The sequence below is a fragment of the Microvirgula aerodenitrificans DSM 15089 genome (assembly GCF_000620105.1).
GTDB classification, from domain to species: Bacteria; Pseudomonadota; Gammaproteobacteria; order Burkholderiales; family Aquaspirillaceae; genus Microvirgula; species Microvirgula aerodenitrificans.
On sequence record NZ_JHVK01000003.1, the window covers coordinates 313,201 to 340,037 of the forward strand.

The window sequence follows — 26,837 nt, forward strand, 5'->3', positions numbered from 1 at the left end:
CTCGACGCAATTCTCTTGATTTTGCGTTGAAAAATGGCAAAGGTTGAAATTCCTCCCGACTTCATGGCCATCATGGCAAGCAAAGGCGACGCGGTGCTGGCGCAGCTCGCCCGCCATGCGGCAGTCGACGCCAGGGGGCGCTACCTGCACTGGCATGAATTCAGGTGGCGCGTCGCCGGCGGCATCGACAAGGAAGTGGCATGGGCTGCCACCCGGCTGGCGCGCGCCTGCTCGCAACACCGCCTGGATGGCCTGCACAGCGAACAGGGCAACGCGCTGGTCTACGCCATCCCTGCCAGCCTGCAGATCCACCTGCATGCCATCGACCGCCTGTGCGCGCCGTTACTGGAAACCGACGACGATGCTGCAGCTGCCGGTCCCGAGCGCAATCGCTATCTGGTCGATGCACTGACCATGGAGGAAGCCATCACCAGCGCCCAGCTGGAAGGCGCGGCGACCACGCGCAAGATCGCCAAGGCCATGCTGGAAAACGAACGTCTGCCCCGCGATGAGGGCGAGCAGATGGTGTTCAACAATTTCCTGCTGATGAAAGCGGCCAAACGCGCCCGGAATGAGCCACTGTCAGTGGAGCGGATCTGCCGTCTGCACGACATCGCCACCCGCGACACCGGCAATGCGCACGTCCAGCCCGGCAGGCTGCGTGACCATGACGAGGTTGTCGTGCAGGGGCTGCATGGCGACGTGCTGCACCGGCCGCCTCCAGCCAGTCAGCTTGTTTCCAGGCTGCAGCAACTGTGTGCGTTCGCCAATGCAGCTCACGATGGCCTGGACGGACGCCCGTTCATTCATCCGGCGGTCAAGGCCATCATCCTGCATTTCATGCTGGGTTATGAACACCCGTTTACCGATGGCAATGGCCGCACCGCTCGCGCGCTGTTCTACTGGTTCATGCTCAGGCAGGGCTACTGGCCGTTCGAGTACATCTCCATCAGCGCGCTGCTGAAGGAAGCGCCGGTCCAGTATGGCGAGTCATACCTGTTCTGCGAAACCGACACGTTCGACCTGACCTACTTCATCGACTTCCAGCTGCGCATCATCCACCGGGCCATTCGTCAGTTCCTCGCCCACCTGCAGCGCAAGCAGCAAGAGCATGCCGAGTTGCTGCGCTGGCTGGACACCCAGGGCATTGCCGACACGCTGAATGCACGACAGGGCCTGCTGCTGCGCAAGGCATTGCGCCATCCGGGCCGGGCCTTCACCGTCAAGGAGGTGAAGCACGACTTCGGCGTTACCGAAAACACTGCGCGCGCCGACCTGCAGAAGCTGGTGTCACTGCAGGCGCTGGTACCGGCCAGGGAAGGCAAGACCATCTGCTACATCGCCCATGTCGATGCCCGCAATCTGCTGCGCCAGACGTAAAAACGGGGTGCCGGGTCGCATGACCTGACACCCCGCCGGCGCGGCTACCTGCGACCGCGCGGCTTTCCCGCTGCAGCAGCCTGCCTGCCGCCGCCCGACTTGCCGGCCGGCCGGCCCCCGCCACCACTGCGCGGTTTTGCCGCCACCGGCGGCGCATGGTGATAAGCCCGCTCCTGCCATGCTGGCCCGCTGCGCCCGCCGCCCGGCTGCTGCGACGGCACCAGATGCCAGGGCCCATTGCCGATCAGGTCACCCCGGCCCATGTTCAGCAATGCCTCGCGCAGCAAGGGCCAGTTGTCCGGATCGTGATAGCGCAGAAAGGCCTTGTGCAGCTTGCGCCGGTAACCGTCCTTGATAACATCGACCTTTTCCGAGCTGCGTCCGATCTTTTTCAGCGGATTGCGCCCGGTATGCCACATGGTGGTGGCCAGCGACATCGGCGTCGGCGTGAACGACTGCACCTGATCGGGGCGGAAGCCGTTGTGCTTCAGCCACAGCGCCAGGTTCAGCATGTCGCGATCCGACGTGCCCGGATGCGCGGCAATGAAATACGGCACCAGATACTGTTTCTTGCCCGCCTGCTTCGAGAAGCGCTCGAACAGCTCCTTGAAGCGCTCATAGGTGCCGATGCCCGGCTTCATCATCTTCGACAGCGGACCTTCCTCGGTATGCTCCGGAGCGATCTTCAGCAGCCCGCTGACATGGTGGGTCACCAGTTCCTTGATGTATTCCGGCGAGCGCACTGCCAGGTCGTAGCGCAGGCCGGAGCCGATGGTCACGCGCTTGACGCCGGGCAGCGTGCGCACCTTGCGGTACAGCTGGATCAGCGGCCCGTGGTCGGTACCGAGGTTTTCGCAGATGCCCGGATAGACACAGGACAGCCGGCGACAGGACGACTCGATCTTCGGGTCCTTGCACGCCAGCCGGTACATGTTTGCGGTCGGCCCGCCGAGGTCGGTGATATGGCCAGTGAAACCGTGGGTCTTGTCGCGGATATCCTCGATTTCCTTGAGGATGCTTTCCTCGCTGCGACTCTGGATGATGCGTCCCTCGTGTTCGGTGATCGAACAGAAGGTACAGCCACCAAAACAGCCGCGCATGATATTGACCGAAAAACGGATCATGTCCCAGGCAGGGAAGCGCGCATCGCCATAGCTCGGGTGCGGGTTGCGCGCATAGTGCAGCCCGAACACATAGTCCATTTCCTCGGTGGTCAGCGGGATCGGCGGCGGCGAGATCCAGACATCGCGATTGCCATGCTGCTGGATCAGCACGCGGGCGTTGCCCGGGTTCGACTCCAGATGCAGCGTGCGGCTTGCATGCGCATACAGCACCGGATCGTAGGCGACCGCCTCGTAAGCCGGAATGCGCACCGCCGTCCGCGTTCGCGTCGCCTTGCGCGCGGCGACCCGCTCGGCGGCGGACACCAGCCGCACCGGCTGCGGCGCGGACGGATCGCTGGCCGTCGCCTGCCTGTCGCCCTCTTCCGCATACGGGTTCTGGTGCGGCTCGACCCGCCCCGGGGTGTCGACCGTGCTCGAATCGACCACGCTCCAGTCATCGCCGGGCAACCAGCCCTGCGGCACCAGGAAAGCGGCGCCACGCACATCGCGCATGTCGGCCAGCCGCTCGCCACGCCCCGCGCGGTGGGCAACCTCGACCAGTGCGCGTTCGGCATTGCCATACAGCAGAATGTCGGCCTTCGAGTAGATCAGCGCCGACTGGCGTACCTTGTCGCTCCAGTAGTCGTACTGGGCAATGCGACGCAGCGAGGCCTCGATGCCGCCGATCATCACCTGCACGCCCGGATAGGCTTCGCGACAGCGCTGCGCATAAACGGCCACCGCACGGTCGGGCCGGCGGTTGGCCTCGGCATTGGCGGTATACGCATCGTCGGAGCGCGGTTTGCGGTCGGCGGTATAGCGGTTGATCATCGAATCCATATTGCCGGCCGACACGGCAAAGAACAGGTTCGGCTGACCAAGCTGGCGGAACGGCTCGGCCGAATGCCAGTCCGGCTGGGCAATGATGCCGACCCGGAATCCCTGTGCCTCGAGCAGCCGGCCAACCAGCGCCATGCCGAAACTCGGATGATCGATATACCCATCGCCGACCACGACAATGATGTCGCAGCTGTCCCAGCCAAGCGCATCCATTTCCCGACGACTCATCGGCAGAAACGGCGCGGGCTCCGGGCTCTCCGCCCAGTATTTCGGGTAGGAGAAGATCGGCAACGGGGGAACGGAATGCGGGGTCATGGACGGCAGGTTCTACGGCAAGGCGCGCATTGTGCCAGATTTGCCCGCCACCGGCACGAAGTGATTGATTTCATTCGGGATAAACCCTCGTGCCAGCGGGGGTAAGGCGCGGCTCGACACACCATGCAGCCGGCATGGCCATGGCCGGACTGATGCCACTGTCAGGCGACGGGGCTAATGCCCGCCCGCATTCGAGAAGACGTTCATGATGACCACCCCGGACAGGATCAGCCCCATGCCGAGCAGGGCCGGCATGTCGAGCTTCTGGCCGAAGACCAGCCACCCGGCCAGCGCCACGATGACAATGCCGACGCCGGACCAGATCGCATAGGCAATGCCGACCGGTATGGTGCGCAAGGTCAGCGAAAGCAGATAAAAAGCCGCGCTGTAGCCGACGACAACCAGCAGCGACGGCCACAGCCTTGAAAAGCCGTCGCTGGATTTCAATGCCGATGTGGCAATGGTTTCACAGACGATGGCAAGCAGCAGAAACACCCAGTTCTTCACGACGACTCCCGACAGCAAGCGGCAGATTCTGCAGCCACATCCGGCAATTCGCCAGTCTTGTCAGTCACCGCGAAATCTGCGCACGGCGGGCCTTGCTGCCGTCGGTCAGACTGCCTTGTTGCGCAGGCTCAGCAGGCTGAACCCCAGCGCCACAAACAGCCCGCCCGAGATCCGGTTGAACAGGCGGACGCGCGATGCACTGGCGAACTGCTGCTTCAGCGCCCGGCCAAGCAGCACATAGACCGCATGGGCCAGCACCGCGCAGCAGGCAAAAGTGCCGGTCAGGACAAAAAACTGGGTCAGGACCGGCGCTTCCCGGGTCAGGAACTGCGGGAACAGCGCGGAGAAGAACAGAATGCCCTTCGGATTGGTCAGCGCAACGGTCATGCCATGGCCGAACAGCCGCCAGTCCGCGCCGGCGCTGGCCGGTGCCTGCGTGCTGGCCATTTCCGAAAACAGGCTCACCTTGCTGCGCCACTGGCGAATGCCCAGGTAGACCAGATAGGCGGCGCCGCCAAGCTTCAGGGCGGTAAAGGCCACGGCCGAAGTCGCCAGCACCACCCCCATGCCCGCCATCGCCACGGCAGACACCAGAAACAGGCCGGCGGCATTGCCCAGCGAACTGATCATCGCCCGGCGCGGGCCGACCGACACCGAATTCGAAATGGCCATCAGCACGGCCGGGCCGGGAGTAAAGGTCACCAGCAGCGCGACGCTGCAGAAGATCAGCCAGTTGGAAAGGTGCACGTTCAATGTCCTGGACAGGGTGGAATGGCCACAGTCTATTGCGATTCGGTTTTCCGCGCCGCCCCGGATCGAATCCAGGCGCCTATTTTCCGCCTGCTTCGCGCAAATGCAGCGTGACCGCCAGCCCGCCGTCGGCCGAACGGGCAAACGACACCCGCCCGCCGCACAGCTCGACAATGCGCGACACGATGGACAGACCGATGCCCGCGCCCGGCATGCTCTGTCCCGGCGGCCGGAAGAACCGTTCGCCGAGCCGCACCATCACTGCCGGGTCGACCCCCGGCCCGTCATCGCTGACCGTCAGCCGTGTGCCGTCAATATCGATCCACACCTTGCCATCGGGCCGGCCGTAGCGTCGTGCATTATCGACCAGATTGCGCACCGCCAGCGCCAGCCAGTCACAGCGTCCCCAGACCGGCAATGGCGTGCCGACCCGCCGCTCGACCCGTTCGCCACCATGGCGCTCGTATTCGTCCACACAGGCGGCCAGATCGATGATTTCCAGTGACGGATGGGTATCGTGGTCGAGCCGGGCCAGTTCCAGCAACTGGGCGACCAGCCGGCCGGCATTGGCCGTGGCCGAACGGGCATTGGCCAGCGCCCGCACCCGCGCCTCGTCGCGCGAGGTGCTGGCCGCCAGATCGAGGCTGGCCTGGATACCGGCCAGCGGCGTACGCAATTCGTGCGCGGCATCGGCGACAAAGCGCCGTTCACGCTCGATCCGGGCCGCCAGCGCATGCTGGTGCCGGTTCAGCGCCTCGCGCAACGGCAGCGCCTCGCGAGGCACCGCGGTCGCAAACGGCGACAGGTCGTCGGCCGGCCGCGACTGTACCTCGCGGGCAAAGGCGTTCAACGGCTGCAGGCCGCGCCACACCCCCCACAGCGTCCACGGAATCAGCAGCCCGAATGCCAGCAGCAGCGGGATCAGGATATCGTCGGCCACTTCCAGCGCCAGCTCGGTCTCCACCGCATGCGGCACGCCGACCACGACCAGCCGGGTGCCGACCCGCTCACCGTACAGCATCCAGTCATGGTCATCGAGGCGGATGGTATGGCTGCCGAGCAGCGGCGGCAGCGGCAGGGACGGCCCCTGCGAATCGAGCAGGCCGCCATCGGCGCCGTAAACCGCATACCCGCTGTCGGGCCGCTTGATCTTCTTGTGCTCGCGCTTGTGCGAATCGCGATCCAGATGCAGCTCGATCGCATCGGCATGCTGGATGTCGTACAACTGCGTGGCACGCCGCAGTTCGCCCTTCAGCAGATCGCGGACCTCGTGCCGGACCTGGACTGTCACCGTCACCATCACCACGGCGCCGGCAACGACAATGCCGACCGCCAGCCGCAGACAGACCCGCAGCAGCAGTGAATGGCGCCACCCCGTCAGCCAGCGGATCATGCCAGCCGCCAGCCGAGGCCACGCTCGTTGACGATGCGCCCCTCACCGAGTTTGCGCCGCAGCCGGGACAGGTGAACGGCAAACGGATTGCTGCTGTGCTCGGGCATGTCGTCGTAGATATGCTGCTCCAGATGGGACTGCGACAGGGTCGCCCCGCGATGGGTGACAAAAGCATGCAGCATGCGCAGCTCGACCCCGGTCAGTTCCAGTGGCTCGCCGCCCAGCCACGCCTGGCTGGCGTCGCAGGCCACTTCGATATCGCCCCAGCGATCGCGCTCCACCGTCACCGGCGCAATCCGCCGCTGCAGCGCCCGGACCCGGGCCAGCAGCTCGGCCAGGTCGAACGGTTTGACCAGGTAGTCGTCCGCGCCGAGGTTCAGCCCTTCGATGCGGTTCTCCACGCTGTCGCGCGCGGTCAGCACCAGTACCGGCAGTTCGCTGCCGTGTGCGCGCAGCCAGGCCAGCAGCGCGGTGCCGTCCAGCCCTGGCAGGCCAAGGTCGAGAATCACCAGTGCCGGCTCCGGCCCGGCAGCGAGACGATCGCGCGCGGCCAGCCCGTCGGCAATCCACTCCGCCTCGAAACCGGCGTCAGCCATGGCGTCGGACAGGGTTTCGCCAAGGATGCGGTCATCCTCGACGATCAGGCAGCGGGGCAGTCGGTCGGTATCCATCGGCATGGCATCCTGGCAAGGCAATACGGTGGCAGTAAATCCGGAGCGGTTTAATCCAGCCTGAAGCTGGCGCCATTATCGGCCAGCGCGCGCCGGGGCGAAACGGCACCGGCGCATTCCTCCATGCAGCCGGAATCGCCACGGGCATACAATGGCGGCTGCCTATTTTTCCTCCCCCGTCCATGATCCGGCCTATCCCCCTTCTGTCCCTGCTGGTTGCCGCTGCCCTCGCCGGCTGCGCCACCCAGACTCCGGCTCCCGTCGCCCCGGCCCCGACCGCCAGGCCGGCCGAGCCCGTCACCCCGGAAGTGCTGTTCCCGGAACCGGCCCCCGAGCCGGTCCCGGAACCGGCCACACCGACACCGCCGGTCACCGCACCAGCCGGCACGCCGCACCCGACCGGCATGCCGGCCTTCCCGGCCTATCCGAACGAAGCGGCGGCCCGTGCCGCCGTGCAGCGTCTGCTGCCCGGCAATGTGCGCGATCGCGCCGGCTGGACCAACGATATCGTCAATGCCTTCAGCGCCCTGCACCTGTCCTATCGCGCCGACAACTTCTGCGCCGTGATGGCAATCATCGAGCAGGAATCGCTGTGGCAGGCTGACCGGGCGATTCCGGGCCTGAACCAGATGGTGTGGAAGGAAATCGAGACCCGGCGGCAGAAATACCTGATTCCGAAGCTGGTGCTGGACGCCGCGCTGCTGAAACACTCGCCGAACGGGCGCAGCTACAAGGACCGCATCGACTCGCTGCGCACCGAACGCGAAATGAACGACCTGTTCGGCGACATGATCGACGAACTGCCGTACGGCAAGACGCTGCTGGCCGGCAAGAACCCGATCCGCACCGGAGGGCCGATGCAGGTCAGCGTCGCCTTTGCCGAGCAGCAGGCGAAATACCGTCCGTATCCGTACCCGAAGAAGGGCACGATCCGCGACGAAGTGTTTACCCGTCGTGGCGGCATCTATTTCGGCACCTCGATCCTGCTCGACTACCCGGCGCCGTACTCGCAGATGCGCTATCGCTTCGCCGACTTCAACGCCGGCCGCTACGCCAGCCGCAATGCCGCCTTCCAGCAGGCAGTCGCCCGGCTCAGCGGTCGCAGGCTGTCGGCCGACGGCGATATCCTCAGTTACGACGGCGGCTCGGCCGGTGCCAGCGACACCCAGGCAGCCGTCCTGTCGCTGGCTGGCCGGCTCGGCCTGTCAGCGGGCGAGATCCAGCGCGATCTGAAGCTGGAGAAGGTCGGCCCGTTCGCCGCCACCCCGACCTACCAGCGCCTGTTCGCACTGGCCGACCGCCAGTACGGCCACCAGCCGCGCGAAACGCTGCCGCAGATCCAGCTGACCGGCCCGAAGATCCAGCGCAAGATCACCACCGCCTGGTTTGCCGACCGGGTCGAAGGGCGCTATCGCAGTTGCCTTGCACGGCGATAGCCACACTCAGGCACCGGTCCGGTCCCTGTCTGCGCGCAGGCTGGCGGTAAAAGCCTGTGCGTCGGGAAAGAACGCCAGGAAATCGGTCTCGAAGCCGGCGTAGTCGTCCAGCAGTTCAAGACCGCCGCCGGCCAGCGGATTGGCCCGCCGCAGCCGGTGCTGCGACATCCGGTCCAGCGCGGTGGCAATCGCGCGCGGATCGCGATAGCTGGCCAGCCAGTCCTGGGCGGCCATGTGCGGCGCGACATCGCCGAACGAGGCCGGCAACTCGCCGGCGCGCTCGGCGACCAGCCCGTAAACGCTTCGGGTGTAGACGCGCAGCGGTTCATCGCGATAACGCGTCCAGTGCACGGCAAGGAAATGGTCATAGAACATGTCGACCATCACCCCGGCATAGCGGCGACGCAGGGTGCTGACCCGCTCGCGGCTCTGCCGGAATGCCGGGTGCGCATCCGCGTAGAGGTCGATCGCGCGGTGCAGGCGTACCCCGGCAGCCAGGTCAGCCGGCAGCGAGCCCGGCAGCACGCCCTTGACGAAATCACCGGCCAGCCCGCCCAGCCGGTCGGCCGGGTCGTCGCCGGCCAGTACCAGGTGCGCCAGATAGTTCATGCCCTTCCCCCTGCGTTCGTTGCCGGCAAGGCCCGCGCCGTGGCGCGGACCAGATTCCAGATGACCTCGGCCGCCAGTGACAGCGAGCGGTTGTGACGTCTGGCCAGCATGATCTGCCGCGTAACCTGCGGCAACAGCGGCAAGGCCAGCAGCCCGGCATTGTCCGGCAGCGGCAGGGCCAGCGCCGGCATCACCGAAATGCCGATGCCCGCCTCGACCAGCCGGAACACCGTGGTCGCGTGCCCGACCTCCTGCGCGATCTCGCAGACAATTTTCCGTTCGGCCAGCACCCGGTCGATCAGTGGCCGGCTGCCGGAGTGACAATCGAGCAGCACCAGCCGTTCGCCGGCCAGCGCCTCCCAGCGTACCGCGTGCTGGCCGGCCAGCCGGTGACCGCGCGGGCAGATCAGGCAGAACGGATCGGTCAGTACTGTCTCCAGTTCCAGTTCGTCATGCCGGATCGGATCGACAATCACGGCAAAGTCCACCTCGCCATCACGCACCGCCTCCAGCACCTGCCGCTGTGCCAGATCGTGCAGCACCAGCCGGACTTGCGGGTATTGCCGGTTCGATTCGGCAATGACCGTCGGCATCAGGCTGGCGGAAATCGTCGGTGCGCAGGCGACCTGCACCCGGCCGCTGCGCTGTGCGCTGCGGCTGCGCGCCGTCAGCAGCAGGGTGTCGAGTTCCCCCAGCAGCCGTTCCAGCTCACCGGCCAGCACCCGGCCTTCCGGCGTGGTTTCGACATCGCGCGTGGTGCGGTCCACCAGGCGGACCGCCAGTTCGGCCTCCAGCTCACGCAGGCAGCGGCTGACTGCCGACTGGGTCAGACCGATTTCGGCACCGGCACGGCCAAAGCCACGATGGCGGACGACGGCCAGAAATACGCGCAGCTGGCGCAAGGTAATGTTCATGCGTGAAATTCATCAATGCATCTGATAAATGAATTTGTATCCTATTCGGTTTCGCGGTGAAATGCAGCGCATGACGGCCATCCCGCCGTATTCCTGTCCTCCACCTCCGCCGGAACCTGCCATGAGACGTCCCCGCTTCCTGCCGGACAATTTCACCCTCGCGCTGGTCGCCACCGTCATTCTCGCCAGCCTGCTGCCGTGCGAAGGCCGGGTCGCCGAGACTTTCGATCTGATCACCAATCTCGCCATCGGGCTGCTGTTCTTCCTGCATGGCGCCAAGCTGCCGCGCGAAGCGGTGGTCGCCGGCATCACCCACTGGCGGCTGCATCTGGTGGTCCTGCTGTGCACCTTTGCCGTTTTCCCGCTGCTGGGCCTGGCGCTCGGCCCGCTGCTGAAGCCGATGCTGACCCCGGAGCTTTACCTCGGTGTGCTGTTCCTGTGCACGCTGCCGTCCACCGTGCAGTCGTCGATCGCCTTTACCTCGGTCGCGCGCGGCAATGTCCCGGCGGCCATCTGCAGCGCCTCGGCATCGAACCTGATCGGGATTTTCCTGACCCCGCTGATCGGCGGGCTGATTTTCGCCAGCCAGGGTGGCGGCTCGTTCTCGTATGACGCGATCGGCAAGATCGTGCTGCAACTGCTGGTGCCGTTCATCGCCGGCCAGATCGCCCGGCGCTGGATCGGCGCCTGGGTCGACCGCCACAAGCCGGTGCTGAAGTTCGTCGACCAGGGCTCGATCCTGCTGGTGGTATATACCGCCTTCAGCGAAGCGGTGATCCAGGGGCTGTGGCATACCACGCCGCTGCCGGCACTGGCCGGGCTGGTCGTCGCCAGCGGGCTGCTGCTGGCGCTGATCATGACCATTACCGTGGTCGGCAGCCGCAAGCTGGGCTTCGACAAGGAGGACGAGATTGCCATCGTGTTCTGTGGCTCGAAGAAAAGTCTCGCCAGCGGCGTGCCGATCGCCAAGGTGCTGTTCGCCGCCCATGCGGTCGGTGGCATCGTGCTGCCGCTGATGATCTTCCACCAGATCCAGTTGATGGTCTGCGCAGTGATCGCACAGCGCTATGCGCGCCGCGATCGCCGGCCGGAATCAGGTTTCACGCAACAGGCATAAAGAAAACGGGCACCGTGAGGTGCCCGTTTTACGCTGCCATGCAGCAACTGTCAGTCCTTGGTGTAAACGACTTCCCAGCCATTGAGTTCGTCGTCTTCCTCGTCCCAGTCGTCGTCGTCATCCACCAGCGTGCCGTCACGCAGCACGGCGATCAGCTCCTGCATGTCGTCAGGAATGCGCGAACGCCAGCCCATCAGCTTCTTGCTGTCCGGATGAATCAGCGCCAGCCTGGCCGCGTGCAGCGCCTGGCGGCCAAAATCAGCCAGCGCGCCGCGCACTTCCGGCGTGGCCGGCAGACGGGGGTTGCCGTACACCGGATCGGCAGCCAGCGGGCAGCCGATATGGGCCATGTGCACGCGAATCTGGTGCGTGCGGCCGGTTTCCAGCCGGCACTCGACCAGCGTGTGATGCTCGAAGCGTTCCAGCGGCCGGACATGGGTGATGGCCGGCTTGCCGCCGTGCGACAGCACCGCCATCTTGATCCGGTTGCGCGGATCGCGACCGATCGGCTGGTTGACGGTAATGTCGCCCGCCACGTCACCGCAGGCGATGGCGCGGTAGTGGCGCTTGACCGTGCGGGCCTGCAGCTGACGGATCAGGTCCAGCTGCGCGGCCACGGTCTTGGCGACCACCAGCAGACCGCTGGTATCCTTGTCGAGCCGGTGGACAATGCCTGCACGCGGTACGAAACGCAGCGCCGGCACGTGGAAAAGCAGCCCGTTGAGCAGGGTGCCGCTCCAGTTGCCGCTGCCGGGATGGGTCACCATGCCGGCGGGTTTGTCGACCACGAGGATGTGGTCGTCCTGATACACGATGGGGATGTCGAGGTCTTCCGGCGCAAATGCCAGTTCTTCCTGTGACAGCTGTTCATCCACTTCGATTTGCTGGCCAATGATGACCCGCGTTTTGGGTACCGTAACGGTAAGACCGTCCACTCGCACATGGCCATCCTTGATCCATTGCGACAGCCGGCTGCGCGACTGATCGGTGATCAGTGCGGCAAGAGCGGCATCAAGACGGTCCCCGGCCAATTCGGCCGGTATGCTGAGGACACGAGATTCGACGATATCGTTATAATCGTCGAACTTTGCAACGAGATCGGTCATGAAAAATATTGCGGTTGTGATGCTGATTGTGGCGGGCCTGGCCGGCTGCGCCAGTTCGTCCGAGCCGAACGACGAGACGCGCGGCTGGCCGGTGGAAAAGCTCTATTATGAAGCGCATGACGAGCTGAACAGCGGAAATTATACGCGGTCGATCAAGCTCTACGAAACGCTGGAGGCGCGCTTCCCGTACGGACGGTATGCGCAACAGGCCCAGATGGACCTGGCCTACGCGCATTTCAAGGACCAGGAGCCTGCGCTGGCGCTGGCTGCCTGCGACCGTTTCATCAAGCTGCACCCGGCGCATGCGAACGTCGACTACATCTATTACCTTAAGGGCCTGATCAACTACAACGAGGACGGCGGCATCCTGGCCAAGTACACCGGACAGGACCGTGCCGAGCGTGACCCGAAGGCCGCCCGTGAATCCTACCTGGCATTCAACGAGCTGGTTACCCGCTTCCCGGACAGCAAGTATGCGCCCGATGCGCGGGAAAAGATGACCAATCTGGTTTACGGTCTGGCCGAGCATGACCTGTTCGTGTCGCGCTACTACATGCGCCGCGGTGCCTACATCGCGGCAGCAAACCGCGCCCAGAACATGGTGAAGGAATTCTCCGACACGCCGTTCGTCGAAGAAGCGCTGGCCATCATGGTCACCGCCTACGACAAGCTCGGGCAGCCCCAGCTGAGCGACGACAGCAAGCGCGTGCTGGCGAAGAACTACCCGAACAGCCAGTATCTGGAAAAGAACTGGACCCCGCGTCAGGTGCCCTGGTACCAGTTCTGGTAACAGCAGGTTCCCGATGACGAAACGACGGTCGGACTTCCCCCCGGCCGTCGTTTCGTCGCGTCCCGCCGACCCGCATGGTAAGGTTCGAGCACGCCCGTGCGCGGCCACAAGCCCCGCTCCGGTCGTCCATTCCCGTTCATCACCTTGCCGGTCACCCCGGCCATCGCCATGCAGACCCTCTCTTCCCTTCTCGCCGACTGGCCCGCTCCGCCGCACGTCCGGACCCTGATCACCACACGGACCGGCGGTGTCAGCACCGGCCCGTATACCGGCTTCAATGTCGGCACCCATGTCGGTGACGACCCGGTTGCGGTGGCCGCCAACCGCGCCTCGCTGCGCCTGCATGTGCCGGTCGAACCGGCCTGGCTGAACCAGGTACATGGCACGACCGTGGTCGATGCCGCCACGGTCTCCACCAGCGAACCGCCGGCCGCTGACGCCAGCATCGCCCGGAGCCCCGGTGCGGTGTGCGCCATCATGACCGCCGACTGCCTGCCGGTCCTGCTCAGTGATCGCGCCGGCAGCGTGGTCGGCGCAGCCCATGCCGGCTGGCGCGGCCTGTGCGATGGCGTGATCGAGGCCACGGTCGAGGCAATGCAGCGTCCGGCCGGCGAGCTGCAGGCCTGGCTCGGGCCGGCCATCGGCCCCGATGCCTTCGAGGTCGGCGCCGAGGTCCGCGCCGCCTTTGTGTCCCGGGATGCGGATGCCGCACAGGCCTTTCACGCCATACCGGACGGAAAATACCTGGCCGACATCTACCTGCTGGCCCGCCGGCGTCTGGCCCGGCTCGGCATCACCGCCGTCCATGGCGGCGAGCACTGCACGGTGACCGATCGTGACCGCTTCTTTTCCTACCGCCGCGACCGCGTGACCGGCCGCATGGTATCGCTGATCTGGCTTGAGGGCTGAACAGCGATGGACGACATCGTGCATCGCGCCCTGGCCAGATGGCCGAACGTCCCTGACGTCTACGGCTGGTTGACGCTCGATGCGCGCGGCCACTGGTGGATACGCGATGCGCGACTCGATCACCCGGCCACGCTGGCCTTTATCGCCCGCAACTACCAGCCGGACGCACAGGGCGCCTGGTTTTTCCAGAATGGTCCGCAACGGGTATTTGCCCGCCTCGGGGCGGCGCCGTTCGTGGCCCGACTCGCCCCCGGGCTGCAGACCCGCCCCGATACTGCCCTGCTGCCGCACGAAGCATGGCTGACCGCAGAGGGCGACCTGTTCCTGTATGCCGGTCCGGGCCGGGTCGCCCTGCTCGACGGCCGTGATCTTGCCCGCGCCGATTTTCTGGCCGCCGATGGCCACCCCGGCGACGAAGCCATGCTGCTGGCAGGGAAGATCGACGGCTGGCATGTACGACTTGCGGATCTGCAGCTGCCGCTGCACGCCGTCGATGCCGCCACGGTACCGGAACGGGGCGGATTCGTCCGCGATCCGCAGCCGGACTGAGCCGGCTCCGACCACCGCCGCCACATCGCATACGGGCAGAATCCTGTCACTGCCCGGCCCCTCTTGCTCCCGCTCCGGCACAACGCTACTATCCGCGAATCAGGCCTTCCTCGGCCTGCCACGCCCGCCGTGGAACCACGGTACGGGCGGGTTTCTGTCTGACGTTTAGGGAACGTAGTTCATGAGCAAGCAAACCGGTACGGTGAAATGGTTTAACGAAACCAAGGGCTTCGGCTTCATTACTCCGGACGAAGGCGGCGACGATCTGTTCGCCCACTTCTCGGAAATCCAGAGCAAGGGTTTCCGGACGCTCGCCGAAGGCGACCGGGTCGAGTATGAAACCAAGACCGGCCCCAAGGGCATCGCCGCAGCCAATATCCAGAAGCTGTAGGCCCCTCCCGGCCCAGAGAGAACCGCGGCATCGTCCGCGGTTTTTTTTCGCCTGCCCATCCTGGAAATAACGTTCAATAAAATTGAACAATCTGAACCGATTCTTTCGCTATCTTCCCGATTTTGCTATGCGTAACATGCGTCCATTCACTCAGGAAACAGACGCCAGGAGGGCATCATGCTGACAATCAGACGTGCGGAAGACCGGGGCGTCGCCGAGTTCGGCTGGCTGTCCAGCCGCCACACCTTCTCCTTCGGCCAATACCGCAATCCCCGTTTCGACGGCTATTCGGACCTGCTGGTCATCAATGATGACGTGGTATCGCCGGGCCAGGGCTTCGGCCGGCACGGCCACCGCGACATGGAAATCATCAGCTATGTGCTGGACGGCCAGCTCGAGCACCGCGACAGCCTCGGCAACGGTTCGGTGATGATGCATGGCGACGTCCAGCGCATGAGTGCCGGCACCGGTGTGATGCACAGCGAGTTCAATGCATCGGAAAGCCACTGCGTGCATTTCTACCAGATATGGATCCAGCCGGACCGTGACGGCTATCCGCCGAGCTACGAACAGACCCGGCTCGCCCCGGCGGCACTGGCCGGCAGGCTGGCGCTGATCGCAGCGCCGGCCGGCGAAGGCGCCGCCGTCGCGATACACCAGGATGCGCGCCTGCATGCCGGTCGTTTCAGTGCCGGCGCACGCCTGACCCATGCACTGCCGGCCCGGCGACGCGGTTATCTGCAACTGGCCCGGGGCTCGCTGACTGTCAACGGGCTGCCGCTCGACGAAGGAGACGGGCTGTTTATCGAGGACGAAGCCCGGCTCGATCTGGAATCGGTCCAGGACAGCGAAGTGCTGCTGTTTGATCTGCGCTGAATCAGGCGTTTCGCCCCGGCCCCCCTTGCTCATCGCGCTTTTACCAGGAATCCAGTCATGACCCGCAACGCACCGCTGTTCGCCATCGCCCGCATTCTGATGGCCGTTATCTTCGTCATCTCCGGCTTCGGCAAGATTACCGGCTTCGCCGGTACGACGGCCTGGATGGCCTCGATGGGCCTGCCGTTCCCCGCCGTGCTGCTGGTGCTGGCCACCGTGGTCGAGCTCGGTGGCGGCATCGCGCTGGCGCTGGGCTTCCAGGTCCGTTACAGCGCGGCACTGCTGGCCCTGTTCACTCTGGCCATCACGCCAGTCTTCCATGCCTTCTGGGCAGCGGCGCCGGAAGCGGCGGAGATTCAGCAGCTGATGTTCCTGAAGAACCTGGCCATGGCCGGTGGCCTGATCCACATGGCAAACTGGGACTTCAACCGCAGGCAAGCCGCGTAGGCCTGCGACAGAAAAGAGAAAGCCGGACCTTTCCAGGTCCGGCTTTCTTCATGTTCTGGCGGTAGGAAATGGGAGTCGAACCCACCCGGGACCGCTGGCGGCCCCAACTCGGTTTTGAAGACCGGTCGCCCCACCGGGGACGCCTTCCTACCCTTGCCTGCAAGGCCGTGATTATACCGGCATAGCCTGCACCCACAAAGAAAAACCCCCTGTCACGCCATGCGTGACAGGGGGTTGGATTCAGGCTGTATTACAGCGTATTACAGCGGCTGGATCTTGGTGGCTTGCGGGCCCTTTTGGCCACGGCCGGACACGTAGCTGACCTTCTGGCCTTCGGCCAGGGTCTTGAAGCCGTTGCCGGCGATTTCGGAGAAGTGAGCGAACAGATCGTCACCGCCCGCGTCCGGAGTGATGAAGCCAAAGCCCTTAGCGTCGTTGAACCATTTAACGGTACCGGTTTCCATATTATCTTCCTTAAAGATAAAAATTATGCCCTACACATTATGTGTACAGCGAAAACACAGAAATCAAGAAGGGAATATGAACCTGAAGTACCGACGGGCGGAAACTGCAATTGAACCAAACTCCACAACCTTGAAACTCTTGCGCGGAAAGTTATACGCGGGTCAGAAACCCGGGTCAACACTTTTTTTCATCTTTCTGCCCCGCGAAGAGCGGAAAGACGGGCGAGGCGTGATCCCCCGCCGAACTGCGCCGCAAGTCTACCCCAGCGGGGCGCCGCAGGCTATCGCAATACGCCAGGAATTATCAGAAAAGGAAAGCCCGTCGTGTCGACGGGCTGTCTGTACGTCTGGTCTGGCGGCGTTAGCGGATCAGCGGCGGCCGTTGTAGGACGAGTTGTTGGATGCAGGGACATGGGGACGTTCTTCCTTGTGACGGAAGCGGACCCGGCCTTTGCTCAGGTCGTAGGGCGACATCTCGACGGTCACGCGGTCACCGGCCAGCACGCGAATGCGGTGCTTCTTCATCTTGCCGGACGCGTAGGCGGAAATCTCGTGTCCGTTGTTCAGCTTGACCCGGAAGCGGGTATCCGGCAGAACTTCTTCAACGATGCCTTCCATTTCAATCAGTTCTTCTTTAGCCATAATGTTCCTTGTTCGCTCCCGGCTGCTTGATCAGCGGGAAGCAGATAGTAAAGTCGCGCAAAGCCGACCGGCCGTCATGACATCGACAACCCGGGGCGGGTTCGCGTTCGACTGCTGAATGCGTCAGTTGCAGCGGGGGGGAAAGTCAGGTGAAACGCCGCGTTGCGATCGTGATGGTTCGCAGAAACGGGCCAGTGACTTATCCCTACAGGAAGAGGACAGGCAGCGGCGGGAAATGCAACCATTCGTGCCACATCAAAAGTTGATGTACCCGGTATTATACATTGCGAGCGGCCACTTGACACAAGGCCGGATTCGCGCGCTGCGGCGGCGCCCCCTTCCCGCTAGCGCCGCTGCGTGCCCAGCGCGTCCTCGTAGCGCTGGCGGATGCGCGCCGCGCGCCCGCTCAGCGGTGGCACGACGTGCATCAGCACGGGCATTTTCTTGACGAACTCCCGCGTCAGCTCGACCAGTTCGAAGTCGAAAGTTCGCAGCACCATCGACTGACATCGCAACTCGACTATCGTCGCCGTCTTCCCCGAGGGGAGCTGTACGATCGTTCCTATCCGGTATTCAAGCACACCGTCTCCCTGACATGGCCGGGTGCCGCGCCGGTAGGGGCGGTCAGTCCCGCGATCCCAGAGAGGCTAGTCGCGCCCTGCGGCCCTGTATGCAGGAAGAGTCCGAAAACGCGCCGGGAAATATCAGATAAAAGTGTGGTTTTTTGCCGGTCAGGCAGTGTTTTCCGGTTTGATAATCAGCTGTCGGCAGCGATCTCCCGCAGTTTTCGTGCCGGCGGCCGGTTCAGTACCCGGGACACCGCCCAGGCGCCGGCCAGCAGCGCCGCCCCGCCCGCCATGGCCACGCCATGGACGAACAGCCACGGATTCACGCCGATATCGACATCCAGCGCCTGACGGCCCAGCACCATGGCCAGCGTACTGGCGCCGGCGGCGGCCAGTGTGCCGGCCAGCACACCCAGCCAGACGAATTCGGCCATCAGTACGGCGACCAGCTGGCGTCGCGTCGCCCCCAGCGTCCGCAGCAGGACGGCATCGCGGGTGCGTTCCGCCTGCGTCGCCACCGTCGCCGCCAGCAGGGTGATGCCGCCTGCCGCCAGGGTGAACAGGAACAGGAATTCGATCACCTGAGCCAGCCGGTCGATCAGCGCCCTGACTTCCGCCAGAATCGCGCTGACATCGACCACGGTGACATTGGAGAAGGCAGTCGAGGCCCGCTCGAACGGCTTCACCGCAGCGGCAGGCAGATAGAAGCTGGACACATAGCTGGCCGGCGTATCGTCCAGCAGGCTAGGGCTGGCGAGAACGAAGAAGTTGACCTGGAACGAGTCCCAGCGCACCTCGCGCAGGCTGGTGACCGGCGCCTCGACCCGGCGGCCGGCCACGTCGAAGGCCAGCCGGCTGCCAAGGCGGATACCCAGTGTATTCGCCAGCCCGGTCTCGACCGAAAAGGCCGGCTTGCCCGCTGTGGCGGCAGTCCAGTATTCACCCGCCGTGATCCGGTTCGACGCCGGGACGCCGGGACGCCATGACAGGTTGAATTCGCGCTCGGCCAGATTGCGCGCCCGCTCGTCCGGATACTGGTCGGCACGGATCGGCCGGCCGTCGATGGCCAGCAGCCGCGCGCGCGCCATTGGTGCAATCTCGGGCGTACCCAGGCCCAGCGTCCGCAGCGACGCGGCAAATGGCGCACGCTGTTCCGGCTGGATATTGATGGCAAAGCGGTTGGGCGCGTCGACCGGCAACTGGCGCTGCCAGGCATCGAGCAGGTCGCCGCGCACCACGGCCACGGTCAGCAGGGCCATGGTGCCGACCGCCAGCGCCCCGGCCTGCAGGCTGGCCAGCCACGGCCGCCGCCCAAGCAGGCCCAGTCCGTAACGGAAGCCGACGCCGCGCGCCGGCAGGCGTACCAGCAGGGCCAGCAGGCTGCGCACCACCAGCCAGACCACGGCCATGAACACCACGAAGCCGCCCAGCCCCCAGGCGGCCAGGCCAGCATCGCCAATGGCCACCCATGCCAGCCAGGCCAGCGCGGCCAGTGCCATGCCCCCCGCCAGCCGGCCGGATGTCGAGGTCGACAGCCCGGCTCGCAGCGCGGCCATCGCCGGCGTCCGGATCAGCGCCAGCAGTGGCGGCAAGGCAAAGCCGGCCACCAGCACGACGCCGATCGCCGGTGCCAGCAGCCAGGTCCCGATGCCGGCCGGCGGCAGGGCGGCGCCGGACCAGGCCGTCAGTTGTGCCGCCAGCAGGGACTGGGTCAAGCCACCGGCCAGCAGACCAAGCAGCGAGGCCCCGAATGCCACCAGCGCCAGTTGCCCGCCAAAGACCAGCAGCCGGAGGCGATAGGTCGCCCCCAGCGTCGACAGCACGGCGGCAGCCCGCGTCTGCCGCATCAGCCAGTGCCGGGCGGCCAGCGCCACGGCAGCGGCGGCCAGACAGACAGCCGCCAGTGCGGTCAGACCGAGAAAGCGGCTGGCGCGTTCCAGCGCGGAACGGATTTCCGGCCGCGCTTCGCGGATATCCTCGATCCGCTCTCCTCGCGCCAGTCCGGGCCGTACCGACGCAGCAAACGCGGCGACATCCGCCGGCTTGCCGGCCAGCAGCAGCCTCCAGCGCACCCGGCTGCCTTCCTGCAGCAGCCCGGTCGACGGCAGGTCGGCCTGATTGATGATGACGCGCGGCACGAAGTTGTACAGGTCGAGCGCCCCGTCGGGCTCCCGTTCCAGCACGGCAGCGAGGCGGAAGGCCCGGTCACCGAGCGACAGCGTGTCACCAATCTTGAGCCCGAGCCGGTTCAGCAGCCGCGGGTCGGCCCAGGCCGTGCCGCTGGCCGGCGCCTGACGACCGCTGTGCCGGCTTGCGCCGTCACCGAGGGTGACTTCGCCGCGCAGCGGCCAGTTTGCACTGACGCCCTTCAGCGTCACCAGTTGCGGCATGCCGCCGGCGAAGGCCATCGATGGCAGGGTGGCGGTCAGCCCGGTCTCCAGCCGATAGCGTCCGGCAGCCGTCACCAGTCCGGCGCGCGGCACATGGTCGGCATTGATCACCAGATCGGCGGCCAGCAGTTCTCGCGCCCGGCTTTCCAGTGCCCGGCCGGTGCGGTCACCCAGCAGGGTCACGCTGGCCAGGGCAGCCACGGCGACCGCCACGGCTGCCAGCAACACCACCAGATCGCCGGCGCGCAGTTCGCGCCAGGCCATGCGCCAGGCAAGGCCGATCATGCCGCCTCCCGGGTTTCTTCGTGCAGGCGGCCGTGGTCGAGCCGGACCACGCGGCGGCAGCGCGCGGCCAGCGTATCGTCATGGGTGACCAGGATCAGGGTGGTGCCACGCTCACGGTTCAGTTCGAACAGCAGGTCGGTGATCATGGCGCCGGTATCGGCATCGAGATTGCCGGTCGGCTCGTCGGCGAACAGCACGGCCGGTTCGGCGACAAAGGCGCGCGCCAGTGCGACCCGCTGCTGCTCGCCGCCAGACAGTTCGCGCGGGCGATGCCGCTGGCGATCGGCCAGCCCGACCCGCTCCAGCAGGGCGGCCGCCTGTTCGCGCGCATCGCGCCGGCCAGCCAGTTCCAGCGGCAGCATGACGTTTTCCAGTGCGGTCAGCGCCGGCAGCAGCTGGAAATTCTGGAACACGAAGCCGACCGCGCGCTGGCGCAGCCGCGCCCGCCCGTCTTCGCTGAGTCCGGTCAGTGATTCCCCGGCCAGCCAGACATCACCCGCCGTCGGCAAATCCAGTCCGGCCAGCAGGGCCAGCAGGGTCGACTTTCCGGAACCGGAACGACCGACGATCGCCAGCGTGTCGCCGGCCTCGACGTCGAGGTCGAGCCCTGACAGCAGGGTCAGGGTTTCCGCACCCAACTCGACTTGCCGGGACAGCCCGCTGGCTCGCACAATGGTCCGGGGTTCGGAAGGAGTCGACATGCGCATTCGCTTTCTGCTGTTGTTGTTGGGGTGCTGGCTGGCCGTGCAGGCGCAAGCCGCCACGGTCATGGTATTCGGTGATTCTCTGTCTGCCGGCTACGGACTGCGTCCGGGTGAAGGCTGGGTCAGCCTGCTGGCGCGGGATCTGGGGCCGAAACATCGCGTCATCAATGCCAGCCAGTCCGGGGAAACCAGCGCCGGCGGGCTGACGCGGCTGCCGGCCGCCCTGGCCCAGCATAAACCGGATGTGGTGGTTCTGGCACTCGGCGGCAACGACGGACTGCGCGGGCTGCCGCTCGACGCCTTGCGTTCCAATCTGGCCAGCATGGTGGCACTGGTCCGCCAGCAGCATGCCCGACCGCTGCTGGCCGGCATCGAGCTGCCGCCGAACTACGGCCAGCGCTACACCCGCGACTTTGCCGCCGTATACACCGGCCTGGCCCGGCAGCAGAAAGTGCCGCTGGTGCCGTCGCTGGTCGCCGGTTTCGGCGCCAATGCCGCGCTGTTCCAGAGTGACGGCATCCATCCGGTCGCGGCGGCACAGCCGCTGATCGTCAAACTGGTCGAACCCAGGCTGCGCCCGCTGCTGTAGCGTCAGGCAGCGGCGCCCTTGTCCTTGCGGCGGATATACAGCGTCTTGACCACCCGGGCGACCACCTCGCCGCTGGCGTCCAGCACGTCAACACCGAGTTCGGGCAGGTATTTGTCACCACTGGCGGTGCGGGCGCGGATGTCGTCCAGCTGTGCATCGCTGATGCTGAAGCGCGCCCTAACCGTGCCCCGCCCCGGCTTCAGGTAGTCGATGCGGCCGGCCCGGTCCCAGACGATGTAGTCCCGCCCCAGCCGCTGGATCAGGATCAGCATGAAGAACGGATCCGTCATCGCGTACAGGCTGCCGCCGAAATGCACGCCGACATAGTTCCTGTTCAGCCGTCCCAGCCGCAGTGCGACGTCGACCGACGCCCAACGCGGGTCGATATGTTCGATGCGGATGCCCGCGCCCAGGAACGGCGGCCACAGGTTGATCACGGTCTTCAGTACGCGCGGCGACAGGGTCATGGGAAAATAGAACGGTCGTTTTAATTTTCCCATCATTGCCTGCACCACCCCCAACGTCAAGCGGGAACGAAAAAGCGCCGGCACGATACCGTGCCGGCGCCAGACTGTTCCCTGCCCCCGCAGCGGCGGGGACGGAAGGGACTGGATGCAATCAGGCAGACCGCCGGATCAGAAGCCGGGGCCGAAGCCGGGACCGCCGTGACGCAGGCCACCCTGGCGACCGAATCCGTCGGCAGCAATGGCGAACTCGGCCTTGGAGATCTTGCCGTCCTTGTTGGTGTCGATCTGGTCAAAGCGACGTTCCAGGAAGCGGTCGCCCCTGGCCTCGGCCTTGCTGATGAAACCGTCCTTGTTGGTATCGAGGCGGGTAAAGCGGGCATCGAGGAAATGCTTGCGTTCGCTGTCGCGGGCTTCCTGCATCTTCTTGTGGAAGGTATCCAGCTCTTCCTGCGTCAGCTGACCATCCTTGTTGGTGTCGATGGCGTCGAACAGCACGGCCAGATGCGGGGCATTGGCTTCGGCTTCGCTGCGGCTGATCTTGCCGTCCTTGTTGGTATCGACCCGGGCGAGGAAATCGGCGCGCATGCGCTCGAAGTCCTTCTTGTCCATGTCGTGGTGACGACCATGGCGCGGCATCATCATGTCGCCGTTGTCGGCCAGGGCGGCAGCAAAGGCGGCGGTGGAAAGAACGGCGGCGGCCAGTGCGGTAACGAGCAGATGGCGTTTCATGTCTGACTCTCCTTGTTTGGGTGACGGAACCAGATTACCCATCCTATATGGTGCAAATATGAGGAAAATAAGGAGAGAGTGTGCAGAAAAACAATCAGCCGCGCTGGCGCACGCGCTCGAACAGGCAGATGGCGGCGGCCGCGGCGACATTCAGCGACTCGGCCTCGCCCGGCATCGGGATGCGCACCCGGTCGCCGGCTTCGGCCAGCACGGCCCCGGACACACCGGCCCCCTCATTGCCGAACACGAATGCGCACGGCCCGCGCAGGTCCAGCTGCCACAGCGGCACGCTGCCGGACAGATGGGTCACCAGCCGGCGTCCGTCGAAGGCCGACAGCACGGCCGGCAGGTCGGCACGCTCATGAATGGCGAGGGCGAACTGTGCGCCCATGCCGGCACGCAGCGTCTTGCCGGCCCAGACATCGGCGCAGCCGCGTGACAGGTATACGCTGCGCACATCGGCGGCCGCCGCGGTCCGCAGCAGGGTGCCGAGGTTGCCGGGGTCCTGGACGTCATCGAGCAGGATGCAGGACGGATCGGCCACCGCCATCGCCTGCGGGATGCGCGCCACCGCCACCACTTCCGGCGGCGAGCTCAGCTCGCTGACCTTGCCGAGCAGCGGCGCACTGACCGTTGCACAGTCGCAGGCCGTGCCAATCCGGCCCAGCAGGGCGACGACTTCGGGATGCGCCAGCGCATCCTCGCGCAGATACAGGGCATCGAGTGTGTGGCCGGCGCGCAGATAGGCATCAACCAGATGCAGGCCTTCCAGCGCCAGCAGGCCGCTGCGGCGGCGCTCGGCCGGCTTGCCGAGCAGCCGTTCCAGGGTCTTGAGCGCATCGTTGTGCGCCGAGGAGATGTGTTTCATGGCGGCGAAGTGTATCACCGCCGCGCGGCGGCCCCGGCCTCAGGCCGACAGCGCGCCGGCGGCATGCTTGATCCGGGCATAGATTTCGTCGTCGATGCCGGTGTGGCGGTCCTTGTTGTCGGCGTACAGCACGCCGGCCAGTTTGCCATTGTGGAAGATCGACACCATCACGCAGCCCAGCGGGCTGGCCGCGTCCCAGAACGGGTGCGGGTAGCGCGACGTCAGGGTCGGCCACTGCTCGGCCGTGGCACGGAAAGCCTGCGCCCGTGCGGTCAGCGAGGCAAAGAAGCCGGGGGCGGCCGGGTCGACATGGACGCTGATCAGCGGGTCCTTGCTGTCAAAACCGATCTGGAAGCGGCACAGCAGGCTGCCGTCCGGCCCGATCGGGAAATAGGCCGTCCGTTCAACGCCGAACACGGTGATGATGCGACGCATGACATCACAGACCGACAGTTCGAAACGGGCCATTTCGGCACGGCTGTCGTCAGTCCAGTCCAGTTCGAGAAATTCGTTCTCCGATACCAGCGGCGGTTCGGCCACCAGCGGCAGCGAGCGGGCCGGGTCGGCATAGGCACGGGTATAGGGAGAACGCGCCAGGGTCAGCGAGGACTGGACCACACTGGCCCATACCTGGTCCTCGGGCACCAGCAGCAGGCCGGCCACGCCGCGCAGGTGCGACTGCAGGTCCTGCTGCCACCAGCCGGAGGCAAGGTGATTGGCAGTGTAGATCGCATGCCGCAGCAGCAGACGCTGACGCGACAGGTCCTGCTGGCCGAGCAGCAGTTCGGTCATCTTGGCCGGCAGGCCGGCAGCCTGGAACACCGAGCGCACGAACAGGCTGTAATCCTCGCCCAGCGCGCGCTGGGCGGCACGCTCGACATCGCCATCCAGCACCAGATCGTTGTCGATGGCGTAGAACGCCAGCGGCACGTTGTACAGCAGCGCGCCGGTAAAGAATTCTTCGACCTTGTGCACTTCGATGATCGACAGCCACTCCTTGACCAGCAGGGCCGCCAGCCGCGCCCGGGCCAGCAGCGCCGCCACATTGCGCTTGCGCTGGCGGGTGATGCCCGGATGGGTGTCGATCGATGACAGGTGGCCGAAGTGGGTCAGGAACGGGTCGACGCCGGTCAGCAGCAGCGCATGTTCGACGCACACGGTATCGGTCAGGGTCCGTGCCCGGTCAACGGTACCGATATGCCGCAGCAGCTGGAACACCAGCAGCGGATCGTGCAGGACGACGTTGGCGATATCCACGCTATTGAGTCGCTCGCGGTCGGCCATCACCAGCGCAGCCATGTGCTCGCTGGAGAAGCCCATGACCGGCCAGGGCTGAGCGGCAAAACGTTGCAGTTCGAGTCGGTTCATCGCCGGTTCTTCCAGAAATAGAGTTGCGAGTCCATCGCATCGTCGAGCGGCACGGTCCGGTCAGGGGGCGCACCGTCGACGCTAAAAGTATTGCTGATCAGGCAGCCATCGGCCGGCGCATCCTTGCGGAAGCGTGCCCAGACCCGGCTCATCGGCGCCGGCGACAGGTACACATAGACCACGTCAAAACCGTGCCAGTCCTGCTTCCAGATGTCGCCGTAGCGCACCCGGAGGTTGTCGAGGTCGCGACCGCGCCAGCGGCACAGCAGCCAGGGCAGCCAGGCACTCTCGACACCGATCACGGTCAGGTCGGGCCGGCGCCGTGCCAGCGGCACGACCACGCTGCCGGTACCGGCGCCGAGATCGGCGAAACGCACGCCCTGCGGCACGCTGCCGGCCAGGGCATCGACCGCGGCGCGGCTGGACAGAAACAGGGGCACCCGTTCGGTCATCGCATGCCGGCACACGGCGAACAGCGCCAGCGCGGCAAGGGCCCAGGCCCAGGCCGGCAGGGCCAGCGATGCCAGTCCGACCAGTAGCGGCCAGAACAGTGCATACACCGCCAGCACCAGGCCACGAGCCCCCAGCGCCAGCGCCAGCAGCACCGTCAGCGGCGGCGCGATCCAGATCGGCGCCACGGCGACCGAGGCAGACAGTCCGAACGCCAGCAGCGCCGCCAGCGGCAACGCGGCCAGGTGGCGCGGCAGGCGCGAGATCACTGCGGCGGGCCCGCCTTGGCCGTACCGGCCGCCGTCGCCGGCGACGGCACGACCGGAGCGGCGGCATCGGGCGCATCGGCTTCGTTGCTTGGCGTTCCTCCCTCGCCGAGGATCTGCTCCTCGTTCTGCTTGTTCAGCACGATGATGGTGATGCGGCGGTTGGTCGGGTTGTACGGGTTGGCGGCATCGAGCGGGTTGGCGGCCGCCAGCCCGACCACGCGCAGGATCTTCTGCTCGGTCATGCCGCCATCAAGCAGCTCGCGTCGCGCGGCATTGGCGCGGTCGGCCGACAGTTCCCAGTTCGAATAGCCCTTTTCGCCGCCGGAGTACGCGGCGGAGTCGGTATGGCCGGAAATGGACAGGCGGTTCGGCACTTCGTTGAACATCTTGCCCAGCTCGTGCAGGATCACCTTGGTGTGCGGCAGCAGCGCCGAGCGGCCGGAGTCGAACATCGGCCGGTTCTTCTCGTCGACAATCTGCACGCGCAGCCCTTCAGGCGTCATCTCCAGCAGCAGCTGGTTCTGGTACTTGCGCAGTTCCGGGCTGGACTGGATCGCCTGCGAGATACGCTGCTGCAGCTTGGACAGCACCATCCGTTCGCGCCGGCGTTCCTCGCTCTTGTCCGAGCGCTTGACCTGACCGGCCGAGCGGGTCACGTCGGCACCGCCGCCCTTGATGACGCTGGTGGTGTCGCCCGAGCCCTCGCCGCCGGCCAGCGCGACCTTCAGCGGGGTCTTGAAATATTCGGCGATGCCGGCCAGCGTGCCCTGCGATACGGACGACAGCAGCCACATCAGCAGGAAGAACGCCATCATCGCCGTCACGAAGTCGGCGTAGGCGATTTTCCACGCGCCGCCATGGGCGCCGTGGCCCCCCTTCTTGATGCGTTTGACGATAATGGGACGTTGCGATTCGTCAGCCATGGAGACTCCGGATTACGCGG

29 protein-coding genes and 1 tRNA gene are annotated in these 26,837 nt (G+C 65.7%); 10 read left to right on the top strand and 20 right to left on the bottom strand.

Features of this window, described 5'->3' with window-relative positions; translation table 11 throughout:
- Positions 1-33: 33 nt before the first annotated feature.
- A complete protein-coding gene (locus Q352_RS19955) occupies positions 34-1,380 on the top strand; it encodes a Fic family protein (protein ID WP_084299861.1) in 1,347 nt (448 codons plus the stop codon).
- A gap of 44 nt (positions 1,381-1,424) precedes the next feature.
- On the opposite strand, the gene Q352_RS0105185 is transcribed toward Q352_RS19955, so the two are convergent.
- From Q352_RS0105185 to Q352_RS0105205, 5 genes are all read right to left on the bottom strand, one after another.
- On the bottom strand, positions 1,425-3,638 hold the full coding sequence (locus tag Q352_RS0105185; RefSeq protein ID WP_028498414.1) for a YgiQ family radical SAM protein: 2,214 nt from the start codon (positions 3,636-3,638) through the stop codon (positions 1,425-1,427).
- 174 nt (positions 3,639-3,812) lie between these two features.
- On the bottom strand, positions 3,813-4,145 hold the full coding sequence (locus Q352_RS0105190; RefSeq protein WP_028498415.1) for a DMT family transporter: 333 nt from the start codon (positions 4,143-4,145) through the stop codon (positions 3,813-3,815).
- Positions 4,146-4,250: 105 nt separating this feature from the next.
- Positions 4,251-4,892, bottom strand: coding sequence for a LysE family translocator (locus tag Q352_RS0105195; protein WP_028498416.1), 642 nt, complete (start codon positions 4,890-4,892; stop codon positions 4,251-4,253).
- A gap of 82 nt (positions 4,893-4,974) precedes the next feature.
- Complete coding sequence (locus tag Q352_RS19960; protein ID WP_051528699.1) at positions 4,975-6,288, bottom strand: ATP-binding protein; 1,314 nt, start codon at positions 6,286-6,288, stop codon at positions 4,975-4,977.
- Entirely contained in the window at positions 6,285-6,959 is a 675-nt protein-coding gene (locus Q352_RS0105205) for a response regulator transcription factor (RefSeq protein ID WP_036385281.1), read from the bottom strand. The genes Q352_RS19960 and Q352_RS0105205 overlap by 4 nt, the downstream gene beginning before the upstream one ends.
- A 182-nt stretch (positions 6,960-7,141) precedes the next feature.
- Between Q352_RS0105205 and Q352_RS0105215 the strand changes: the two genes are divergently transcribed.
- A complete protein-coding gene (locus Q352_RS0105215; protein ID WP_028498418.1) occupies positions 7,142-8,395 on the top strand; it encodes a DUF1615 domain-containing protein in 1,254 nt (417 codons plus the stop codon).
- A gap of 6 nt (positions 8,396-8,401) precedes the next feature.
- Here Q352_RS0105215 and Q352_RS0105220 read toward each other — a convergent pair whose 3' ends face one another.
- Entirely contained in the window at positions 8,402-9,004 is a 603-nt protein-coding gene (locus Q352_RS0105220; protein WP_028498419.1) for an acyl carrier protein phosphodiesterase, read from the bottom strand.
- Complete coding sequence (locus tag Q352_RS0105225; RefSeq protein ID WP_028498420.1) at positions 9,001-9,918, bottom strand: LysR family transcriptional regulator; 918 nt, start codon at positions 9,916-9,918, stop codon at positions 9,001-9,003. Before Q352_RS0105225 ends, Q352_RS0105220 begins: the two co-directional genes overlap by 4 nt.
- A 121-nt stretch (positions 9,919-10,039) precedes the next feature.
- Here Q352_RS0105225 and Q352_RS0105230 point away from each other — a divergent pair, with 121 nt between their 5' ends.
- Positions 10,040-11,035 carry a bile acid:sodium symporter family protein gene (locus Q352_RS0105230; RefSeq protein WP_028498421.1) on the top strand — a complete coding sequence of 332 codons (996 nt, stop codon included), beginning with the start codon at positions 10,040-10,042 and terminating at the stop codon, positions 11,033-11,035.
- 50 nt (positions 11,036-11,085) lie between these two features.
- On the opposite strand, the gene rluD is transcribed toward Q352_RS0105230, so the two are convergent.
- Positions 11,086-12,141, bottom strand: coding sequence for a 23S rRNA pseudouridine(1911/1915/1917) synthase RluD (gene rluD, locus Q352_RS0105235; protein WP_028498422.1), 1,056 nt, complete (start codon positions 12,139-12,141; stop codon positions 11,086-11,088).
- Here rluD and Q352_RS0105240 point away from each other — a divergent pair.
- The 6 genes from Q352_RS0105240 (at position 12,140) to Q352_RS0105265 (ending at position 16,103) form a co-directional block, all read left to right on the top strand.
- Positions 12,140-12,931, top strand: a complete 792-nt coding sequence (locus Q352_RS0105240; RefSeq protein WP_028498423.1) for an outer membrane protein assembly factor BamD — start codon at positions 12,140-12,142, stop codon at positions 12,929-12,931. The two genes, rluD and Q352_RS0105240, sit on opposite strands and share 2 nt — an antisense overlap.
- 168 nt (positions 12,932-13,099) lie before the next feature.
- Positions 13,100-13,840, top strand: coding sequence for a peptidoglycan editing factor PgeF (gene pgeF / locus Q352_RS0105245; protein WP_028498424.1), 741 nt, complete (start codon positions 13,100-13,102; stop codon positions 13,838-13,840).
- Between the two features lie 6 nt (positions 13,841-13,846).
- Positions 13,847-14,389, top strand: a complete 543-nt coding sequence (locus tag Q352_RS0105250) for a DUF2946 family protein (protein ID WP_028498425.1) — start codon at positions 13,847-13,849, stop codon at positions 14,387-14,389.
- A gap of 181 nt (positions 14,390-14,570) precedes the next feature.
- Positions 14,571-14,780: a cold-shock protein gene (locus tag Q352_RS0105255; protein ID WP_028498426.1), complete on the top strand. Its 210-nt coding sequence runs from the start codon at positions 14,571-14,573 to the stop codon at positions 14,778-14,780.
- A gap of 177 nt (positions 14,781-14,957) precedes the next feature.
- On the top strand, positions 14,958-15,656 hold the full coding sequence (locus Q352_RS0105260) for a pirin family protein (protein WP_028498427.1): 699 nt from the start codon (positions 14,958-14,960) through the stop codon (positions 15,654-15,656).
- A gap of 57 nt (positions 15,657-15,713) precedes the next feature.
- Complete coding sequence (locus tag Q352_RS0105265) at positions 15,714-16,103, top strand: DoxX family protein (RefSeq protein WP_028498428.1); 390 nt, start codon at positions 15,714-15,716, stop codon at positions 16,101-16,103.
- A 56-nt stretch (positions 16,104-16,159) separates the two neighbouring features.
- Here Q352_RS0105265 and Q352_RS23255 read toward each other — a convergent pair.
- The 6 genes from Q352_RS23255 to Q352_RS0105290 form a co-directional block, all read right to left on the bottom strand.
- Positions 16,160-16,255 (bottom strand) — tRNA-Sec (locus Q352_RS23255).
- A gap of 108 nt (positions 16,256-16,363) precedes the next feature.
- A complete protein-coding gene (locus Q352_RS0105270) occupies positions 16,364-16,567 on the bottom strand; it encodes a cold-shock protein (protein ID WP_028498429.1) in 204 nt (67 codons plus the stop codon).
- 369 nt (positions 16,568-16,936) lie between these two features.
- Positions 16,937-17,209 carry a translation initiation factor IF-1 gene (gene infA, locus Q352_RS0105275; RefSeq protein ID WP_028498430.1) on the bottom strand — a complete coding sequence of 91 codons (273 nt, stop codon included), beginning with the start codon at positions 17,207-17,209 and terminating at the stop codon, positions 16,937-16,939.
- Between the two features lie 344 nt (positions 17,210-17,553).
- Entirely contained in the window at positions 17,554-17,709 is a 156-nt protein-coding gene (locus Q352_RS23260; RefSeq protein ID WP_156952477.1) for a hypothetical protein, read from the bottom strand.
- 257 nt (positions 17,710-17,966) lie between these two features.
- The gene (locus Q352_RS0105285; RefSeq protein WP_028498431.1) at positions 17,967-20,450 is read right to left on the bottom strand and encodes an ABC transporter permease; all 2,484 of its coding nucleotides are present in this window, start codon (positions 20,448-20,450) and stop codon (positions 17,967-17,969) included.
- On the bottom strand, positions 20,447-21,151 hold the full coding sequence (locus tag Q352_RS0105290; protein ID WP_036385283.1) for an ABC transporter ATP-binding protein: 705 nt from the start codon (positions 21,149-21,151) through the stop codon (positions 20,447-20,449). Before Q352_RS0105290 ends, Q352_RS0105285 begins: the two co-directional genes overlap by 4 nt.
- Between Q352_RS0105290 and Q352_RS0105295 the strand changes: the two genes are divergently transcribed.
- On the top strand, positions 21,150-21,743 hold the full coding sequence (locus tag Q352_RS0105295) for an arylesterase (RefSeq protein ID WP_028498433.1): 594 nt from the start codon (positions 21,150-21,152) through the stop codon (positions 21,741-21,743). The two genes, Q352_RS0105290 and Q352_RS0105295, sit on opposite strands and share 2 nt — an antisense overlap.
- A gap of 2 nt (positions 21,744-21,745) precedes the next feature.
- On the opposite strand, the gene Q352_RS0105300 is transcribed toward Q352_RS0105295, so the two are convergent.
- The 6 genes from Q352_RS0105300 to motB form a co-directional block, all read right to left on the bottom strand.
- On the bottom strand, positions 21,746-22,246 hold the full coding sequence (locus tag Q352_RS0105300) for a DUF4442 domain-containing protein (protein WP_244879553.1): 501 nt from the start codon (positions 22,244-22,246) through the stop codon (positions 21,746-21,748).
- A gap of 132 nt (positions 22,247-22,378) precedes the next feature.
- On the bottom strand, positions 22,379-22,939 hold the full coding sequence (locus Q352_RS19965) for an EF-hand domain-containing protein (RefSeq protein ID WP_051528700.1): 561 nt from the start codon (positions 22,937-22,939) through the stop codon (positions 22,379-22,381).
- A gap of 94 nt (positions 22,940-23,033) precedes the next feature.
- Positions 23,034-23,807, bottom strand: a complete 774-nt coding sequence (locus Q352_RS0105310; protein ID WP_028498435.1) for a TrmH family RNA methyltransferase — start codon at positions 23,805-23,807, stop codon at positions 23,034-23,036.
- 39 nt (positions 23,808-23,846) lie between these two features.
- A complete protein-coding gene (locus Q352_RS19970) occupies positions 23,847-25,175 on the bottom strand; it encodes a hypothetical protein (protein WP_036385288.1) in 1,329 nt (442 codons plus the stop codon).
- Positions 25,172-25,894 (bottom strand): class I SAM-dependent methyltransferase, encoded by a 723-nt coding sequence (locus Q352_RS19975; RefSeq protein WP_051528701.1) that lies wholly within the window; start codon positions 25,892-25,894, stop codon positions 25,172-25,174. The genes Q352_RS19970 and Q352_RS19975 overlap by 4 nt, the downstream gene beginning before the upstream one ends.
- Positions 25,891-26,817 carry a flagellar motor protein MotB gene (gene motB, locus Q352_RS0105325; RefSeq protein WP_028498436.1) on the bottom strand — a complete coding sequence of 309 codons (927 nt, stop codon included), beginning with the start codon at positions 26,815-26,817 and terminating at the stop codon, positions 25,891-25,893. The genes Q352_RS19975 and motB overlap by 4 nt, the downstream gene beginning before the upstream one ends.
- Positions 26,818-26,837 lie beyond the last annotated feature (20 nt).

Coding starts and splice junctions, on each gene's coding strand:
- Q352_RS19955 (WP_084299861.1), top strand. CDS start 34: ATGGCAAAGGTTGAAATTCCTCCCGACTTCATGGCCATCATGGCAAGC.
- Q352_RS0105185 (WP_028498414.1), bottom strand. CDS start 3,638: ATGACCCCGCATTCCGTTCCCCCGTTGCCGATCTTCTCCTACCCGAAA.
- Q352_RS19960 (WP_051528699.1), bottom strand. CDS start 6,288: ATGATCCGCTGGCTGACGGGGTGGCGCCATTCACTGCTGCTGCGGGTC.
- Q352_RS0105205 (WP_036385281.1), bottom strand. CDS start 6,959: ATGGATACCGACCGACTGCCCCGCTGCCTGATCGTCGAGGATGACCGC.
- Q352_RS0105215 (WP_028498418.1), top strand. CDS start 7,142: ATGATCCGGCCTATCCCCCTTCTGTCCCTGCTGGTTGCCGCTGCCCTC.
- Q352_RS0105220 (WP_028498419.1), bottom strand. CDS start 9,004: ATGAACTATCTGGCGCACCTGGTACTGGCCGGCGACGACCCGGCCGAC.
- Q352_RS0105225 (WP_028498420.1), bottom strand. CDS start 9,918: ATGAACATTACCTTGCGCCAGCTGCGCGTATTTCTGGCCGTCGTCCGC.
- Q352_RS0105230 (WP_028498421.1), top strand. CDS start 10,040: ATGAGACGTCCCCGCTTCCTGCCGGACAATTTCACCCTCGCGCTGGTC.
- Q352_RS0105240 (WP_028498423.1), top strand. CDS start 12,140: ATGAAAAATATTGCGGTTGTGATGCTGATTGTGGCGGGCCTGGCCGGC.
- rluD (WP_028498422.1), bottom strand. CDS start 12,141: ATGACCGATCTCGTTGCAAAGTTCGACGATTATAACGATATCGTCGAA.
- pgeF (WP_028498424.1), top strand. CDS start 13,100: ATGCAGACCCTCTCTTCCCTTCTCGCCGACTGGCCCGCTCCGCCGCAC.
- Q352_RS0105250 (WP_028498425.1), top strand. CDS start 13,847: ATGGACGACATCGTGCATCGCGCCCTGGCCAGATGGCCGAACGTCCCT.
- Q352_RS0105255 (WP_028498426.1), top strand. CDS start 14,571: ATGAGCAAGCAAACCGGTACGGTGAAATGGTTTAACGAAACCAAGGGC.
- Q352_RS0105260 (WP_028498427.1), top strand. CDS start 14,958: ATGCTGACAATCAGACGTGCGGAAGACCGGGGCGTCGCCGAGTTCGGC.
- Q352_RS0105265 (WP_028498428.1), top strand. CDS start 15,714: ATGACCCGCAACGCACCGCTGTTCGCCATCGCCCGCATTCTGATGGCC.
- Q352_RS0105270 (WP_028498429.1), bottom strand. CDS start 16,567: ATGGAAACCGGTACCGTTAAATGGTTCAACGACGCTAAGGGCTTTGGC.
- infA (WP_028498430.1), bottom strand. CDS start 17,209: ATGGCTAAAGAAGAACTGATTGAAATGGAAGGCATCGTTGAAGAAGTT.
- Q352_RS23260 (WP_156952477.1), bottom strand. CDS start 17,709: ATGGTGCTGCGAACTTTCGACTTCGAACTGGTCGAGCTGACGCGGGAG.
- Q352_RS0105285 (WP_028498431.1), bottom strand. CDS start 20,450: ATGATCGGCCTTGCCTGGCGCATGGCCTGGCGCGAACTGCGCGCCGGC.
- Q352_RS0105295 (WP_028498433.1), top strand. CDS start 21,150: ATGCGCATTCGCTTTCTGCTGTTGTTGTTGGGGTGCTGGCTGGCCGTG.
- Q352_RS0105290 (WP_036385283.1), bottom strand. CDS start 21,151: ATGTCGACTCCTTCCGAACCCCGGACCATTGTGCGAGCCAGCGGGCTG.
- Q352_RS0105300 (WP_244879553.1), bottom strand. CDS start 22,246: ATGATGGGAAAATTAAAACGACCGTTCTATTTTCCCATGACCCTGTCG.
- Q352_RS19965 (WP_051528700.1), bottom strand. CDS start 22,939: ATGAAACGCCATCTGCTCGTTACCGCACTGGCCGCCGCCGTTCTTTCC.
- Q352_RS0105310 (WP_028498435.1), bottom strand. CDS start 23,807: ATGAAACACATCTCCTCGGCGCACAACGATGCGCTCAAGACCCTGGAA.
- Q352_RS19970 (WP_036385288.1), bottom strand. CDS start 25,175: ATGAACCGACTCGAACTGCAACGTTTTGCCGCTCAGCCCTGGCCGGTC.
- motB (WP_028498436.1), bottom strand. CDS start 26,817: ATGGCTGACGAATCGCAACGTCCCATTATCGTCAAACGCATCAAGAAG.